Below are 15,271 nucleotides of genomic sequence, written 5' to 3' on the forward strand. Positions count from 1 at the left end.
CCGCTCCCGTCCACTTCTTCGCCGACCACGCCCTGCCAGGAGGCACCATGCCCATCCCCGTCTCCGCCGCCGACCAGCCCCTCGAGGTGCTCGTCGTCGGCGCCGGCCAGGCCGGCCTCGCACTGGGCCAGCACCTCGCCCGCCGCGGCGCGAACTTCCTGCTGCTCGACGCCGGCCCCCAGATCGGCCACTCCTGGCGCTCCCGCTGGGACTCGCTGCGGCTGTTCAGCCCCGCCCAGTACGACTCGCTGCCCGGCCTGCCGTTCCCGGCTCCGGCCGACACCCACCCCAGCAAGGACGACGTCGCCGACTACCTGCAGTCCTACGCCGCCCACTTCGCGCTGCCGGTGCGGTGCAACTCCCCGGTGCTGCGGCTGCACCCCGACGCGGACGGCAGCTTCACGGCCACCACCCCAACTGGCACGCTGCGCGCCGAGCAGGTCGTCGTCGCCACCGGCCCGTTCCAGATCCCGCACATCCCCGCCCTCGCCGAGCAGCTCGACCCGCTGGTGACGCAGCTGCACAGCGCCGCGTACCGCAACCCGACCCAGCTGCCCGGCGCCGGCCGGGTGCTCGTCGTCGGCGCAGCCAACTCCGGCCTGCAGATCGCTGCCGAACTCGCCGCCACCCGACCGGTCACCGTCGCCGTCGGCAGCCGGCCGACCGAGCTGCCCCAGCGCATCGCCGGCCGCGACCTGTTCTTCTGGCTGACGGAGTCCGGGTTCTTCACCGTGCCCGCGCACACCCGCATCGCCCGCCGGCTGCGCGCCCGCGGCGACATCGTCATCGGCACCCGCAGCAGCACCCTGCGCCGCCGCGGGATCGACTTCCGGCCGCGGCTGACCGGCATCACCGGCCGCACCGCCCGCTTCGCCGACGGCACCACCGTCGGCGTCGACGCCGTCGTGTGGGCCACCGGCTACCGACCCGACTACTCCTGGCTGCACGTTCCTGGCGCCGTCGTCGACGGGCGGGTCCGCCACACCGGCGGGGTCACCGACGTGCCCGGCCTGTACTTCCTCGGGCTGCCCTGGCAGACCTGCCGCGGTTCGGCGCTGCTCGGGTTCGTCGGCGCCGACGCTGCGGCGCTCTCCGCCCGCATGGCCGTCGACGCCACCGCGCCAGCGGCGCGCGCCGAGCCCGGCCGCGGGCCGGCGATCCCGGCGGTCTTCCCGGCGTGACGCCGCCGCGGCGTTCCCAGCGTCAACCTCAGCCCGTCGCAGTCCCCGTGAAGGAGGCGCCGATGTCCACCGCGACCCTGCTCCCCACCTCCGTGCACGACGCCGACGTGGCGGCGGCCACGCTGCCCGCCCGGCACGGTCGGCCCGCGGGGACCGGGGGCTCCGCGGCGGTCCGGGCGTTCCTCGCCCACTACAGCGGCACGCTGCTGCCGCTGCTCGCCGCCGTGACCGGCCTCGAGGTCGGATGGCAGATGTACGCCGCGGACACCGGGCCGGCCGCCGCCGCGGTCGTCACCGGCTGGGCGCTGGTCACCGCTGCCTGGCTGCACCGCCGCGGCTGGCAGCCGGGCACCGTGCGGGCGGTCATCGCCGCTCCGGCGGCCGTGCTGGCCGGCCTCGGCGCGCTCGGCTGGCTGGCCCCGGCCGGGCTGGTGGTGTGGGGGCCGGTGGCCACCGTGCTGGCCGCGGCGCCGGCGATGGCCGCGCAGCCGCCGGCACCCGAGCGGCCCGCGCTCCGCCGGGCCTCCGCTCGCGACTGACCGCCCGACCGTCCAAGCCCCGAAGGAGCTCTTCGTGACCGCCTCCCGCACCGGCCTGCTCGCCGGGCTTGTGGCCGCCGCGGCCGGCGAGATCACCGCCTCCGCCACCCGCCGTGGCCGGTCACCGTCCTCCAGGCTGGCCCGCGGTCTGGTCGACGCCTCCCCGGCGATGCTCGTCGACGGCGGCGTCGCGCTCGTCGGCCGGGCCGACAAGCCTCGAAGATGCGTCCGAGCTGGGCCTCGCTGCGGGTGACCTCGGCGCGGGCGGTCGACAGGGCCGTGAGCAGCCGCTGGCGCAGCCGGCCGTCTGTGATGACGCTCTCCGGCTGCAACCGGGGCGCGTCGTCGTTTCGTCGTCCTCCGGTTGGAGGACGACGCTCGTACGTGTCGGCACCGGACAAGAGGACCGACACCGACTACGCCGCGTGGACGTAGACGACTGATGGCGCACGGCGGCGCATTGCGACGACCTCAGCCGGAGCGTCGATCGACCGCTCCGCCCGTTGGACCTCGCCGCAGGACGGGCACGGGTGCGGTAAGCCGCAACCCCTGCCCTCCGCCGCATCCGTCAGACGTCACCGGCCCGGCCCCCCAGAGGAGCCGGGCCGGTGACGACCTCAGTGGTCAGGAGTGTCCTGCTGGCCGACCACAGGACATTGCTGTCCAGAGCCGCGACATTGCTGTCCGCGCCGGCAGGGACATCCCTGGCCGTTCACATCAGCTGCAGCCGCTGGTCGAGCCGCAGCCCTCGCAGACGTAGCAGCTGCCGGCCGGGCGCATCTTCGTGCCGCAGGTCATGCACAGCGGCGCGTCGGTGGCGGTGCCGGTGACCAGCTCGAGCAGCTCGGCCGAGGAGTGGGCCTCCTTGACCGGCTCCGCCTTGGGCTCCGGCTTGGCAGGCGCCTCGGTCGGCGCCGAGCTGCGCAGCGCCTCGAGGTCGACCTCCTCCTCGACCACCGCAGCGGTCGACGCGGAGGAGCCGTAGCCGGACACCTGCGCAGCCCGCTCCTCGGCGCTGAAGATGCCGAGGGTGGCGCGGGTCTCCACCGGCAGGTGGTCGAGCGCCAGGCGGCGGAAGATGTAGTCCATCACCGACTGGGCGATCCGGATGTCCGGGTCGTCGGTCATGCCGGCCGGCTCGAACCGCATGTTGGTGAACTTCTGGATGTAGGTCTCCAGCGGCACACCGTGCTGCAGCGCGATCGACAGCGAGATCGAGAAGGCGTCCATGACGCCGGCCAGGGTCGAGCCCTGCTTGCCCAGCTTGAGGAAGACCTCGCCGAGGCTGCCGTCCTCGTACATCCCGGCGGTCATGTAGCCCTCGGCACCGGCGACGCTGAACGACGTCGTCATGCTCTGCCGCTTCTTGGGCAGCCGCTTGCGCACCGGGTGCGACAGCGCGGTCGCCGGAGCAGCGGCCTCGACCTTGGTGTCGGCCTTCTTCGCCTTGGCATCCGACAGCGGCTGGCCGACCTTGCAGTTGTCGCGGTAGATCGCCAGCGCCTTGAGGCCGAGCTTCCAACCCTGGAAGTAGATGTTCTCGACGTCCTCGACGGTCGCCGTCTCCGGCATGTTGACCGTCTTGCTGATCGCGCCGGAGATGAACGGCTGCACCGCGGCCATCATCCGGACGTGGCCCATCGGGGAGATGGCCCGCTCGCCCATCGCGCAGTCGAAGACCTCGTAGTGCTCCGGGCGCAGGCTCGGGGCGTCGACGACGTGGCCGTGCTCGGAGATGTACTCGACGATCGCCTCGATCTGCTCGTCCTGGTAGCCGAGGCTGCGCAGGGCCCGCGGGACCGTCTGGTTGACGATCTGCATGGAGCCGCCGCCGACCAGCTTCTTGTACTTGACCAGCGAGAAGTCCGGCTCGATGCCGGTCGTGTCGCAGTCCATCATGAAGCCGATCGTGCCGGTGGGGGCCAGCACCGAGGCCTGCGCGTTGCGCCAGCCGAAGTCGGCGCCGAGCTCCAGGCACTCCTGCCACTGGGCGGTCGCGGCCTTGAGCACGTCGGCGTCGTCGGCGCCGACCGGGCGGATGGCGTCGTTGGCCGCGGCGTGCTTGCGCATGACCCGGGCATGGGCGTCGGCGTTGCGGGCGAAGCCCTCGTAGGCGCCCACGATGCCGGCGAGCTCCGCCGAGCGGCGGTAGGCGGTGCCGGTCATCAGCGAGGTGATCGCCGCGGCGAGGGTCTGGCCGCCGCGCGAGTCATACGCGTGGCCGGTGGCCATGAGCAGCGCGCCGAGGTTGGCGTATCCGATGCCCAGCTGCCGGTAGGCGCGGGTGGTCTCACCGATCGGGTCGGTCGGGAAGTCGGCGAAGCAGATCGAGATGTCCATCGCGGTGATGACCAGCTCGACGGCCTTGACGAAGTTCCGGCTGTCGAACGTGCCGTCGTCCTCGAGGAACTTCATGAGGTTCAGCGACGCCAGGTTGCACGAGCTGTTGTCCAGGCTCATGTACTCCGAGCAGGGGTTGGACGCGTTGATCCGCCCGGTCTCGGGGTTGGTGTGCCAGTCGTTGATCGTGTCGTCGTACTGGATGCCCGGGTCGGCGCACTCCCAGGCGGCCCGGGTGACCTTGCGGAACAGCGTCTTGGCGTCGACGGTCTCGATGACCGAGCCGTCGAGCCGGGCGCGCAGACCGAACTCGTCGCCGTCCTCGACCGCGCGCATGAACTCGTCGGAGACCCGGACGGAGTTGTTGGCGTTCTGGTACTGGACGCTGGTGATGTCCTTCCCGCCGAGGTCCATGTCGTACCCGGCGTCGCGCAGCGCGCGGATCTTGTCCTCCTCGCGCGCCTTGGTCTCGATGAACTCCTCGATGTCGGGGTGGTCGATGTCGAGGACGACCATCTTCGCCGCGCGGCGGGTGGCGCCACCGGACTTGATGGTCCCGGCGGAGGCGTCGGCGCCGCGCATGAAGCTGACCGGGCCGGAGGCGGTGCCGCCGGAGGAGAGCAGCTCCTTGGAGGAACGGATGCGGGACAGGTTCAGGCCGGCACCCGAGCCGCCCTTGAAGATCAGGCCCTCCTCGCGGTACCAGTTGAGGATCGAGTCCATCTCGTCGTCGACGGCGAGGATGAAGCAGGCGCTGACCTGCTGCGGCGCGTTGGTGCCGACGTTGAACCAGACGGGCGAGTTGAAGCTGAAGTACTGGTGCATGAGCATCCAGGTCAGCTCGTGCTCGAAGACCTCGGCGTCGCCCTCGGAGGCGAAGTAGCCGTGCTCGCGGCCGGCCGCACCGTAGGTCAGCACGACCCGGTCGATGAGCTGACGCAGGCTGGTCTCGCGCTGCGGGGTGCCGACGGCGCCGCGGAAGTACTTCGTGGTGACGATGTTGGTGGCGTTGATGCTCCACTCGGCGGGGAACTCCACGCCGCGCTGCTCGAAGTTGATCGAGCCGTCCCGCCAGTTCGTCATGACGACGTCCCGGCGCTCCCAGGTCACCTCGTCGTACGGGTGCACCCCGGCGGTGGTGAAGACACGCTTGACCTTCAGGCCCTTCCCCCTGGTCGGCGCCTTGGCGGCGCGACGCGTACGACCCGACAAGCGATCCTCGGTCTCGGTCACGGAGCTCTCCCTGTGTCGTGGGCTTGCGGCGGCTGGGGAAGAGAGCCGCCTGTTGTTGTAGCGGGTGGTGCTGACAGTTCTCAGGTGGCGGCGGCGCTGCCGCCGGAGGCGGCCTGACCGCGCCCCCCACCCCGCCGGCGGGCCGGCGGGTCCTGCATGCCAGGCAGCGGCGGGGTGCCGGCAGCGACGTGCCGGGCCCGCAGCTCGGTGATCTCCTTCTCGAAGTCCTCGAGGGAGGTGAACGCGCGGTAGACGCTGGCGAAGCGCAGGTACGCGACCTCGTCCAGCTCCCGCAACGGCCGCAGGATGGCCAACCCCACCTCGTTGCTGGGGACCTCCGCGGCACCGGTGGCCCGGATGGCGTCCTCCACCTGCTGGGCGAGCTTCTGCAGCTGGTCCTCGTCGACCGGCCGCCCCTGGCACGCCCGGCGGACGCCGGCCACCACCTTGCTGCGGTTGAACGGCTCGCTCACGCCGCTGCGCTTGACGACGGCGAGGACGGCCTCCTCCACGGTGGTGAAGCGACGTCCGCACGCGGGGCACGACCGGCGGCGACGGGTGGTCGCCCCCTCGTCGGCCTCGCGCGAGTCGATGACGCGACTGTCGGGGTTGTGGCAGAAGGGGCAGCGCACAGCCTCTCCCCTCCGGACACGCCCGCCGCGGACTCCGCCCGGGCGCCGCGGGGATCGCCGGAGCGGTCGGTGCGACGGAGCCGGGAGGCCGACTGCGGACCGCCCTGGGGACATCCGGTGGACGTCGTGGGGAGGACCTGAGGATCGGCCTGTGGACGGACTTACAGCGGTGCAACTACTAGATGTAGGGGAACCCTAGGCCGGGCCCCACTAGATCTGCAAGCCGGAAGATATGGCGCGTCGTCCGTCGAGACGACTTCGTGACCACCGGCGCGCAGTCGTCACACCAGCCCCGTCGACACGCCGCGGAAGGCGCCGCAGCGGTCGCGCGGCGTGCCGGAGGGGTGTAACAAGCGGCGGGCCCGGTGAGGACGGCGGCCCCCTGCGGTCCCCCGCCGCTAGCCTGCGGGCGACGGGCCCGCTCTCAGGCGTGGAGGGCCGCGTCGGGGCGCGCCAGGCGAGGGCGGGGCGCGCGGTCACCGAGCCGCATGGGCCGGGTGAGGCAGTCGGCCTCCGTCGCGCGCGGCATGAGCACCGTCGCGTCGGCGGTCTCCGCGTGCGGCGTCTCCGCCGACTGCGCCGGCGCATTGGCTGCGCGGTGGCGGCCGGCCACGGCCGAGGCCCGGTGACGGCCGACCGGTTGGCCGCCGTGGACGGCGGGCATGTCGGCGGTCACGTCGCCGCCGTGCCGACGGCGCCGACGCACCGGAGCCGGCGTGGGGAGGACGCCGGCCACCCGCTGCTCACGGGCCGCGGCCTCGCCCAGGGACAGCATCGGGGCGGCCGAGGCCCCGGGGAGCAGCTCCTCGGCCGGAGCCGCGAAGGGGTCGGCACCGGCGTCCGGGAGCAGCGCCGGAGCGGGGCGGGCCTCCGGCAGCCGGACCTCGGCGAGGTCGGTCCAGGTCTGGCGATCGGCGCCGTCGACCGTCACCCGCACCCAGACCTCGCAGGTGCCTCCGCCGTCGTGCCGCCAACCCAGCAGCGACCCCGGCCACCAGGCGCCCTCGAGGTGCACCTCGACACTCTGCGACTGCTGCGTGAAGACGGCGGCCCGACTGCCTGACATCGCTGACACGACCCCGACCGTAGATCCGCGGCTGGCCATAGAGCGTGAGCGACTCGGCACGACGTGTTGACGAACATCGGCACCGCGCCTTGTCGCTCCTCGACCTGGGGCGACGCTCCACGAGCCGGGAAGGGGCCGGTCAGGGCAGCTCGAGCACCTGCCCTGGCACGACGACGGAGCCCTCGAGGTCGTTGAGCTCCTCGATGGCGTCGACCACGACGCGCACGTCCCGGCCGTCCCCGGCGACCTCGCCCGCGATCGACCAGACCGTGTCGCCCGGCTGGACCACGACACTGCTCTCACCGGCCAGCCGCAGCCCCGCGTCGCCCCCGTCGACCAGCGGGGCGATCGACGCCCCGAGGGCGACGGCGGCGCCCAGCGCGAGCGCGGCGACGAACCGGCGCCCCCGGCGGGTCAGCCGCACGTTGGCCGGAACCGGTGCACACCCGCCGCGGACGGCGCCTGCGGCTGGCGCGGACCGCAACGGCCGACCACCCGGGCGGGCCAGGTCACGGCGGGTGCGGGGCGCCTCGGTGACCGGACCGGCACCACGCGCCTCGGGCGCGACAGGGCGGTCGGGGACCGGTCGCAGGTGCCCGGCCACCCGGAGGCCGGAGCCCGGCATGACGGACCGCGCCGCCGACCCCGCCGGACGAGCGGACCCGGCCGTCGCGCACCCGGGTCCCGGGGCCCCGCCGGCGGCCCCCGACCCGAGCAACGGCCGCCACGGGACCTGCACCTCCGCGTCGAACTCCAGCACGGCCTGCCGCACGCTCGCCATGACCACTCCTCCTCGCCACCCGGGGCTGGATCGAACAAGCGTTCGATCGAACGTCCGTGCGATGTCTACCGCATCCGGCCGACGTGGTCGACCCGACACCTCCCGGCGGTTTCGAACACACGTTTGAAGTCCCGGTGCCGAGGCGCTACCGTCCGGACCAGCACCCGTCCGCCGTCGCCGCAGGGCGCCGGCGGGGCCGGGCCGGGCGCTCCGTCGAGGGCCACGCCCGGCCGCGGTGCCTCCGGCGGGCGCAGGACACGAGGGCCGTGGGGACACGGCCGGCGAGGAGGAGACGTGGCGGGCACGAGCGGAACGTCGGGCGGCGGGGTCCGGGGCGGCGGCAGCTCGTCGCGGCGTACGTCCGGGAGCCGGGCCGGCGCGCCGGAGCCGGCCGAGGCGGCGTCGGTGCGCACCTTCCCCGACCGCGGCGAGGCCGGCGACGGGCTCACCCAGCGGCAGCGGCGGGTCCTCGAGGTGATCCGTGACTCCATCGAGCGGCGCGGCTACCCGCCCTCGGTGCGGGAGATCGGCGAGGCCGTCGGGCTGTCGTCGGCCTCCTCGGTGGCCCACCAGCTGAGCGTGCTGCAGAAGAAGGGCTGGCTGCGCCGCGACCCGAACCGGCCCCGTGCGCTCGATGTGCGCCTGCCCGGCGACAGCGCCGGCGCCTCCGCGCCCACCGTGGTCGCCCCGGTCGGCGCCGAGGAGACCCCCGCGCCCACCTACGTGCCGCTCGTCGGCCGGATCGCCGCCGGTGGTCCGGTGCTGGCCGAGCAGGCCGTGGAGGACGTCTTCCCCCTCCCCCGCGAGCTGGTCGGCGAGGGCACGCTGTTCATGCTCAAGGTCACCGGTGACTCGATGGTCGAGGCGGCCATCTGCGACGGCGACTGGGTCGTCGTGCGGCAGCAGCCGACCGCGGAGAACGGCGAGATCGTCGCCGCCATGATCGACGGCGAGGCGACGGTGAAGACCTACAAGCGGCGCGACGGGCACGTGTGGCTGCTGCCGCACAACCCCGCGTACGAGCCCATCCCCGGCGACGACGCCACCGTGCTGGGCCGCGTCGTCACGGTGCTGCGCCGGGTCTGAAGAAGGACCCCCTCCCCACCCCGTAGAAGGACCCCGTCCTCCTCACCGCTCGCAGGCTCGCGGCGAGCCTCTGGACGGGGCCGGCGCGGGCCCCGGAACGGGGCCACCGGGCCGCCGGCGCGGCGTCAGTCGCGCCGGCGGACGAGCTTGCCGCCGAGCCAGACGACGACGCCGGCCACGACGGCGGCGGCCACCGCGGCCGCGACCGGGGGCGGCCCGTCGTCGGCGGAGAGCAGGCCGGAGACCGAGCCGTCCGCCGGCGCCGCGTCCGTGGCAGGGGCCGGCGCGGCCGGCAGCGGGACCACGGTGACGTCGCTGGGCAGCCCCTCCCCCGCGACGACGAGCGCCGAGGAGTCACCGGTGAAGCTCAGCGCCTCACCCTGGGCCGCCTCGGGCAGGGCCACCCGGCGGGGCTCGCCCGCCAGCGCCGCCGCGACGTCGGACCCGGTCAGCGGCCAGACGTAGGCGTCGGTGTAGGTGCGCAGTGCGACCCACCGCTCGTCGGGCGACACGGCGCCGCCGGTGACCATGAGCTGCCCGGCGCGGCCGGCGGGTCCGCCCGGCGTCCCGGTGAGCACGAGGTCGACCCTCCCCACCTCGGTGAGCCCGACCGTGCCGTCCTCGACGAGCGGCGACACCGGCCGGTACACCGCGCTGGCCCCCAGGACCTCCTTGGTCACCAGGTGGGGCGTTCCGTCGGGGGCGAGCAGCAGCGCCTCGACGTCCCGCGGACCGTCGGGGTAGGCCAGCCGGAAGACCGAGCTGCTGCCGTCGGCGTGCAGGGCCAGCAGGGCCACCGTCGACCGGGTCCCGGTGTTGTCGCCGGTGTCGGCGAGCCAGACCGTCCCGTCGACGGCCAGCGCCAGGTCCTCCGGGTCGTAGGGGTCGACCGCCGCGGAGTGCACCGTGACCACCGCGCAGGTGCTGTCGAGCACGTACACGTCGAGCGAGTCGCCGCCGTCGTTGTGCACGAGCATCCGGTCGCCGACCTCGACCAGCCCGGAGACCTCGGGCAGCCGCGGGTCGGTGAGCTGGCAGCGGGTCTGCGGCGCGGCGGCGTCGGCCGCCTGGGCGGACGCCGGCAGGGCGGCGCCGAGGACGAGCGTCAGCGCGAGACCCGTCCCCGCCACCAGACGCCGCCCCCCGACGTCGCTACGCGGACGACCGGCCTGCTCGGGCACCGAGCCAGCGTGACACCACGACGTCGTCCAGGACGTGAACCACGCCCAGCAGCAGGATGCCGACGGCCGCCCCGACGACCGCGTCGGTGATCCAGTGGAAGTCCAGGGAGACCATGGCGATGCCGGTCGCCACCGGGCCGGCGACACTCAGCACCCAGGTCGTGCGCTGCAGCCAGGGCGCCAGCCGGTACTCCACGACCTGCCAGCGGGCAACCCCCCACATCAGCACGGCGTTGGCGACGTGCCCGGAGGGGTAGGAGGCGCCGTCGCGGTGGAAGAAGGACCCGGGGTAAGCCGGGGCGGTGCGTCCGGTCCCGTACTTGAACGAGTAAACGACGACGGTCAGCAACACCAGCGCGAGGAGCACCCGCACCAGCGGCACGACCGTGCGCAACCGCCACCCGAGGTAGCCGACCAGGCCGGCGAGCACGATCAGGATGAAGCCGCGCCCGCCGAGCTGGGTCACCGCCCACACCGGCCAGTAGGCGCCCGAGTTCTCGAGCTCCCAGGCGCTGACCACCTCGGAGACCCGCAGGTCCATCCGCTCGAGCACGCCCCGGGTGAGCAGGTCGACGGTCACCGCGACCGTGACGACCCCCGACAGCAGCACCAGCCACCGCGGCGGGCGGCCCACGGAGACCCCCGGCCCGGCGGCGGCGTCCGCGGGACTCGCCCCGGGACGCCGCCGTACCGCGCCACTGGTCACGCGGCCACGGTACCGGGCCGTGACCTGACCGTGACCTCGCTCGACCGGGCGAGCGTGTCAGGCGACCGGCGCCGTGAACCCATCGAGCGCGGCGGCCAGCGCGCCGTCCACCCGCGCGCTGAGCCGGGTGCCACCGACCTCGTGGGTCTCGTTCAGCACCTCGCCGTCCCGGTGCACCCGGGCGACCAGGTCGCCGCGGTCGTAGGGCACCAGCACGTCGACCTCGACGTCGGGGTGCGGCAGCCGGGCCGCGACGATCTCGCGGAGCTGCTCGATGCCGACGCCCGTGCGGGCCGACACCCAGATCGCGCCCGGCAGGGCCCGGCGCAGGGTGAGGACGTCCTCCTCGCCCATCGCGTCCACCTTGTTGACGACGATGAGCTCCGGGACGGCCGCGGCCTCGATCTCACCGAGGACCACGCGCACCGCCTCGATCTGCCCCAGGGGGTCGGGATCGGAGCCGTCGACGACGTGCAGCAGCAGGTCGGCGGCGGCCACCTCCTCCAGCGTCGAGCGGAACGCGTCGACCAGCTGGTGCGGCAGGTGCCGCACGAACCCGACGGTGTCGGTGAGCGTGTACTCGCGGCCGTCCGGGGACTGCGCCCGGCGCACCGTCGGATCCAGGGTCGCGAACAGCGCGTTCTCGACCAGCACGCCGGCGCCGGTCAGCCGGTTGAGCAGGCTGGACTTGCCGGCGTTGGTGTACCCGGCGATCGCCACGCTGGGGACGGCGTTGCGCCCGCGGGACGAGCGCTGCGTCGCCCGGGCGGTCGCCATGCCGGCGATCTCCCGGCGCAGCTTGCTCACCCGCGCGCGGATCCGTCGCCGGTCGGTCTCGATCTTGGTCTCACCGGGGCCGCGGGTACCGATGCCGCCACCACCGGCCACGCGGCCACCGGCCTGCCGGGACAGGGACTCACCCCAGCCGCGCAGCCGCGGCAGCATGTACTGCATCTGCGCCAGCTCGACCTGCGCCTTGCCCTCCCGGCTGGAGGCGTGCTGGGCGAAGATGTCGAGGATCAGCGCGGTCCGGTCGACCACCTTGACCTTGAGGATCTTCTCCAGCGCGTTGAGCTGGCCCGGGGTCAGCTCGCCGTCGCAGATCACGGTGTCGGCGCCGGCGGCCGCGACGATGTCGCGGATCTCGGCGGCCTTGCCCGACCCGACGTAGGTGCCGGCGTCGGGCTTGTCCCGCCGCTGGCTCACCGCCTCCAGGACCTCCGAGCCCGCGGTCTCGGCCAGCGCGGCCAGCTCCCCGAGCGAGCGGTCGGCGTCGGCCTGGGTGCCCTCGGTCCAGACCCCCACCAGCACGACACGCTCGAGGCGCAGCTGGCGGTACTCGACCTCGGTGACGTCGGCGAGCTCGGTGGACAGGCCGGCGACGCGGCGCAGCGCACCGCGCGCCTCGAGCGCGTAGGAGCCGGTCGTGTCGTCCGGCTCGTCCGATGCCGCGTCGGGACGGGGCGCCTCCTCGGTGGGCTCCGGCGCGGCCCGCAGGGCGCGCTCCTCGGCGTCGGCGAGCACGGCGCGGTTCTGTGCTGTCGTCATCGTCTCCAGCGTCGCAGACCCCAGCACCTGGGGCATCTGAATTGTCATCGACGAGAACAACACCGCGGCCGCGGCGGACCATCCCGGCACGCGTGGCCGGGTTCCGACCGGGTACGGCGGAGGGCGACGACCTGAACTCCTGAGGAGGCTCGACATGAGCGAGACGGGCAGCAGCGCCGCCGGGACGAACGAGGAGCTCGACGACCCGGGCCGGGACCCCGTGGGCCTCAACCCGCCGCGCAACCCACTGTCCGGCGGCCTGGGCAGCACGACCGGCGGACCGGACCAGGACAGCGGCCGCGGTGAGCCCGAGGGCAGCCCCGGCATCGCCGGGCAGTCGATGGTGCCGGAGTCGCCGCAGGAGACGGAGAACACCCGGTAGAAAGAGGACCCTCCTGCCCCCCGCCACTAGCAGGCTCGCGGCGGGACCCTGCAGGAGGGCCTTTCCAGCACGTCACCGGTGGCCGTTCGCGGACGTCACGTCGCCCGGAGCCACTCCACGGTGAGCTCGCCGGTCGCCACCACGACCGCGGGGCCGGACAGCACCGTCGTCTGCTCATCGACCGTCACGCCCAGCCGGCCACCGGGGACGTCGACGGTCACGGTGCCGGTGGCGGCCCCGGCGGCCTCGAGCGCCGCCCAGGCCGCCGCGCAGGCGCCGGTCCCGCACGAGCGGGTCTCGCCCACCCCGCGCTCGGACACCCGCAGTCGCACGTGCCTGCCCGGGTCCACGACGTTGACGAACTCCACGTTCACGCCGTCCGGGAACAGCGCGGCGTCGACCGCCGGCGCGGTGGCGAGGTCGAGGGTGTCGACGTCGACGTCGGTGAGGACCGCCAGGTGTGGGTTGCCCATCGAGACCGCGCGGCCGGGGAACGAGGCGCCGTCGAGGTGGGCGGTGCCGGCGCCGAACGGCCGGGCCGGGCCCATGTCCACCCAGTAGCCACCGTCGGCCGTCGCACCCACCCGCCGGGGACCGCCGCGGGTGCCGACCCAGATCCCGTCGGCGCAGGCGGTCCGCTCGACCAGCCCCTCGGTGACCAGCACGTGCAGGAACAGGCGGATCCCGTTGCCGCACATCTCGGCCGTGGAGCCGTCGGCGTTGCGGTGGTCCATGAACCACTCGCACCGCCCCAGTGCCTCGCCGAGGACGGCGGGGGCGTCTGGCACGTGCACGCTCGGCACGACGCGCAGCACGCCGTCCCCACCCAGGCCGGCACGCCGCTCGCACAGCCGCCGGACCATCGCCGCGTCCAGCCGGCTCTCCGGCCAGCCGGTGCCGTCGGGGTCGGGCAGGACGACGAAGTCGTTCTGCGTGCCATGGCCGATCAGCACCCGGTGCGCGCTCACCGGTCCAGCGTACGAGCGGTGATCACCCCGAGGGCGGCCTCCACCAGGTCGGGCCGGGCGGCGTCGAGCCAGGTGGTCGCCGGGTCGCGGCGGAACCACGAGCGCTGCCGGCGGACGAACCGGCGGGTGGTGCTCACCGTGCGCTCCCGGGCCTGGTCGGGCGTCAGCGCGCCGTCGAGCTGGGCCAGCACCTGCGCGTACCCCAGCGCCCGCGAGGCGGTGGGGCCGTCCCGCAGCCCGTCGGCGGCGAGCGCCGCCACCTCGGCGACGAAGCCCGTGGCCCACATCCGGTCGACCCGGACGGCGACCCGCTCGTCGAGCTCGGCCGGTTCCCGGTCGAGCCCGAGGACCACCGCCGGGTAGTGCGGCCGGGGCTCGGGCAGCGTCGCCCGGAACGGCCCGCCGGTCAGCTCGACGACCTCCAGGGCCCGCACGATCCGCCGTCCGTTGCTGGGCAACACCCCTGCGGCGGCGGCCGGGTCCATCTCGGCCAGCCGGGCGTGCAGCGCCGCCGGGCCGACCACGGCGAGCTCGGCCTCCAGCCGGGCGCGGACGGCGGGGTCGGTGCCGGGGAAGTCCAGCTCGTCGAGGACGGCGCGCACGTAGAGCCCGGAGCCGCCGACCAGCAGCGGCACCACCCCGGCCGCGCGCAGCCGGTCGACCTCGGCGCGGGCCAGTCGCCGGTACTCGGCCACCGAGGCGGCCTCGCGCACGTGCCAGAGGTCGAGCAGGTGGTGCGGCACGCCGTCCCGCTCGGCGACGTCGGGCTTGGCGGTGCCGATGTCCATGCCGCGGTACAGCTGCATCGAGTCGGCGTTCACCACCTCGCCGCCCAGCCGGTGCGCCAGGGCGACCCCGAGGGCGGTCTTGCCGGTGGCGGTGGGGCCGACCAGCGCGACCACCGGCGGACCGCTCACCGCACGCTCCAGTCGGCCACCAGGTAACCGACGCCGAAGGGCGCCTCGTGCGCGTGCAGCCGGCCGGTGACCTGCCGGCCGGCCAGCACGGCGCCGACCGCCCGCCAGGCGGGCACGCCGGCGGAGAGCAGCCGGGCGCCCTCCGCGGGGTCGAGCGCGGCCAGGGCGCCGGGGTCGCCGGCGGCGAGCGCGGCGGCGACGGCGGCGTCGAAGGGCTCGGCGGCCGCGTCGAGGTGGCCGGGCGCCTTGAGCGAGCGCCGCGCCGAACCGTCCCCCATGGCGAGGACGGCGACCGGGCCGGGGAGCCCGGCCAGCGCGCCGGCGAGGTCGTCGGGGCCGACGCCGAGGCGGACGCCGGCGTACCCGGCCCCGTCGAGCAGCCAGGCGCCGAGCGTGTGGGCCAGCGGCGTGCGGCGTCCACCGGGCCGGGCCCGTCCTGCGAAGGGCACCTCCAGGTCGACGCCCAGACCGCGGAGGTCACCGCCGTCACCGTCCCCGAAACGCCCGCAGCCCGCCTCGCCGCCGACCACCACGACCACCGCCGGCCGGGGGGCCAGCACCGCGTCGACCGCGGTCGCGCAGGCCGCCAGCAGCGTCGCGGTGTCCGCCGCCGCCCGCCCGGCCACGGCCGGCACCAGCAGCGGCGGGCAGGGGCAGAAGGCGACGGCCGACGGGGTCGCGCGGGACCGAGCGGCCGGGGCTGAGCTCACG

The 15,271-nt window shown here is 74.7% G+C and carries 15 protein-coding genes; 5 read left to right on the forward strand and 10 right to left on the reverse strand.

Going from position 1 to position 15,271, the window contains the following annotated elements:
* Positions 1 to 47 precede the first annotated feature (47 nt).
* The 3 genes from GOBS_RS18975 (at position 48) to GOBS_RS18985 (ending at position 1,973) form a co-directional block, all read left to right on the forward strand.
* Complete coding sequence (locus GOBS_RS18975; RefSeq protein ID WP_012949889.1) at positions 48 to 1,181, forward strand: flavin-containing monooxygenase; 1,134 nt, start codon at positions 48 to 50, stop codon at positions 1,179 to 1,181.
* 62 nt (positions 1,182 to 1,243) lie between these two features.
* Complete coding sequence (locus GOBS_RS18980) at positions 1,244 to 1,720, forward strand: hypothetical protein (protein ID WP_012949890.1); 477 nt, start codon at positions 1,244 to 1,246, stop codon at positions 1,718 to 1,720.
* A gap of 34 nt (positions 1,721 to 1,754) precedes the next feature.
* Positions 1,755 to 1,973, forward strand: coding sequence for a hypothetical protein (locus GOBS_RS18985; RefSeq protein WP_012949891.1), 219 nt, complete (start codon positions 1,755 to 1,757; stop codon positions 1,971 to 1,973).
* A 464-nt stretch (positions 1,974 to 2,437) separates the two neighbouring features.
* On the opposite strand, the gene GOBS_RS18990 is transcribed toward GOBS_RS18985, so the two are convergent.
* The 4 genes from GOBS_RS18990 to GOBS_RS26560 form a co-directional block, all read right to left on the reverse strand.
* On the reverse strand, positions 2,438 to 5,293 hold the full coding sequence (locus GOBS_RS18990) for a vitamin B12-dependent ribonucleotide reductase (RefSeq protein WP_012949892.1): 2,856 nt from the start codon (positions 5,291 to 5,293) through the stop codon (positions 2,438 to 2,440).
* Between the two features lie 80 nt (positions 5,294 to 5,373).
* Positions 5,374 to 5,925, reverse strand: coding sequence for a transcriptional regulator NrdR (gene nrdR, locus GOBS_RS18995; RefSeq protein ID WP_012949893.1), 552 nt, complete (start codon positions 5,923 to 5,925; stop codon positions 5,374 to 5,376).
* 424 nt (positions 5,926 to 6,349) lie between these two features.
* Positions 6,350 to 7,000, reverse strand: a complete 651-nt coding sequence (locus GOBS_RS26885) for a hypothetical protein (RefSeq protein WP_166487458.1) — start codon at positions 6,998 to 7,000, stop codon at positions 6,350 to 6,352.
* 130 nt (positions 7,001 to 7,130) lie between these two features.
* The gene (locus GOBS_RS26560; protein WP_012949895.1) at positions 7,131 to 7,772 is read right to left on the reverse strand and encodes a LysM peptidoglycan-binding domain-containing protein; all 642 of its coding nucleotides are present in this window, start codon (positions 7,770 to 7,772) and stop codon (positions 7,131 to 7,133) included.
* Positions 7,773 to 8,066: 294 nt separating this feature from the next.
* Here GOBS_RS26560 and lexA point away from each other — a divergent pair, with 294 nt between their 5' ends.
* A complete protein-coding gene (gene lexA, locus GOBS_RS19010) occupies positions 8,067 to 8,858 on the forward strand; it encodes a transcriptional repressor LexA (RefSeq protein ID WP_012949896.1) in 792 nt (263 codons plus the stop codon).
* 125 nt (positions 8,859 to 8,983) lie between these two features.
* Here lexA and GOBS_RS19015 read toward each other — a convergent pair whose 3' ends face one another.
* The 3 genes from GOBS_RS19015 to hflX are packed head-to-tail and all read right to left on the reverse strand — an operon-like array spanning position 8,984 to position 12,293.
* On the reverse strand, positions 8,984 to 10,039 hold the full coding sequence (locus GOBS_RS19015) for a hypothetical protein (RefSeq protein ID WP_166487459.1): 1,056 nt from the start codon (positions 10,037 to 10,039) through the stop codon (positions 8,984 to 8,986).
* Positions 10,011 to 10,745, reverse strand: coding sequence for a phosphatase PAP2 family protein (locus tag GOBS_RS19020; protein WP_166487460.1), 735 nt, complete (start codon positions 10,743 to 10,745; stop codon positions 10,011 to 10,013). Before GOBS_RS19020 ends, GOBS_RS19015 begins: the two co-directional genes overlap by 29 nt.
* A 57-nt stretch (positions 10,746 to 10,802) precedes the next feature.
* Positions 10,803 to 12,293: a GTPase HflX gene (gene hflX / locus GOBS_RS19025; RefSeq protein ID WP_166487461.1), complete on the reverse strand. Its 1,491-nt coding sequence runs from the start codon at positions 12,291 to 12,293 to the stop codon at positions 10,803 to 10,805.
* 154 nt (positions 12,294 to 12,447) lie between these two features.
* On the opposite strand from hflX, the gene GOBS_RS19030 reads away from it, so the two are divergent.
* Positions 12,448 to 12,675 carry a hypothetical protein gene (locus GOBS_RS19030; protein WP_012949900.1) on the forward strand — a complete coding sequence of 76 codons (228 nt, stop codon included), beginning with the start codon at positions 12,448 to 12,450 and terminating at the stop codon, positions 12,673 to 12,675.
* A 95-nt stretch (positions 12,676 to 12,770) separates the two neighbouring features.
* On the opposite strand, the gene dapF is transcribed toward GOBS_RS19030, so the two are convergent.
* From dapF to GOBS_RS19045, 3 genes are read right to left on the reverse strand one after another with little or no spacing between them, the layout of a single operon-like run.
* Positions 12,771 to 13,643, reverse strand: coding sequence for a diaminopimelate epimerase (gene dapF, locus GOBS_RS19035; RefSeq protein WP_041241586.1), 873 nt, complete (start codon positions 13,641 to 13,643; stop codon positions 12,771 to 12,773).
* Positions 13,640 to 14,560, reverse strand: coding sequence for a tRNA (adenosine(37)-N6)-dimethylallyltransferase MiaA (gene miaA / locus GOBS_RS19040; RefSeq protein ID WP_012949902.1), 921 nt, complete (start codon positions 14,558 to 14,560; stop codon positions 13,640 to 13,642). The genes dapF and miaA overlap by 4 nt, the downstream gene beginning before the upstream one ends.
* Positions 14,557 to 15,270, reverse strand: a complete 714-nt coding sequence (locus GOBS_RS19045; RefSeq protein WP_012949903.1) for a class III extradiol ring-cleavage dioxygenase family protein — start codon at positions 15,268 to 15,270, stop codon at positions 14,557 to 14,559. The genes miaA and GOBS_RS19045 overlap by 4 nt, the downstream gene beginning before the upstream one ends.
* Position 15,271: the final 1 nt, after the last annotated feature.

It is taken from the genome of Geodermatophilus obscurus DSM 43160 (assembly GCF_000025345.1).
GTDB lineage: Bacteria > Actinomycetota > Actinomycetes > Mycobacteriales > Geodermatophilaceae > Geodermatophilus > Geodermatophilus obscurus.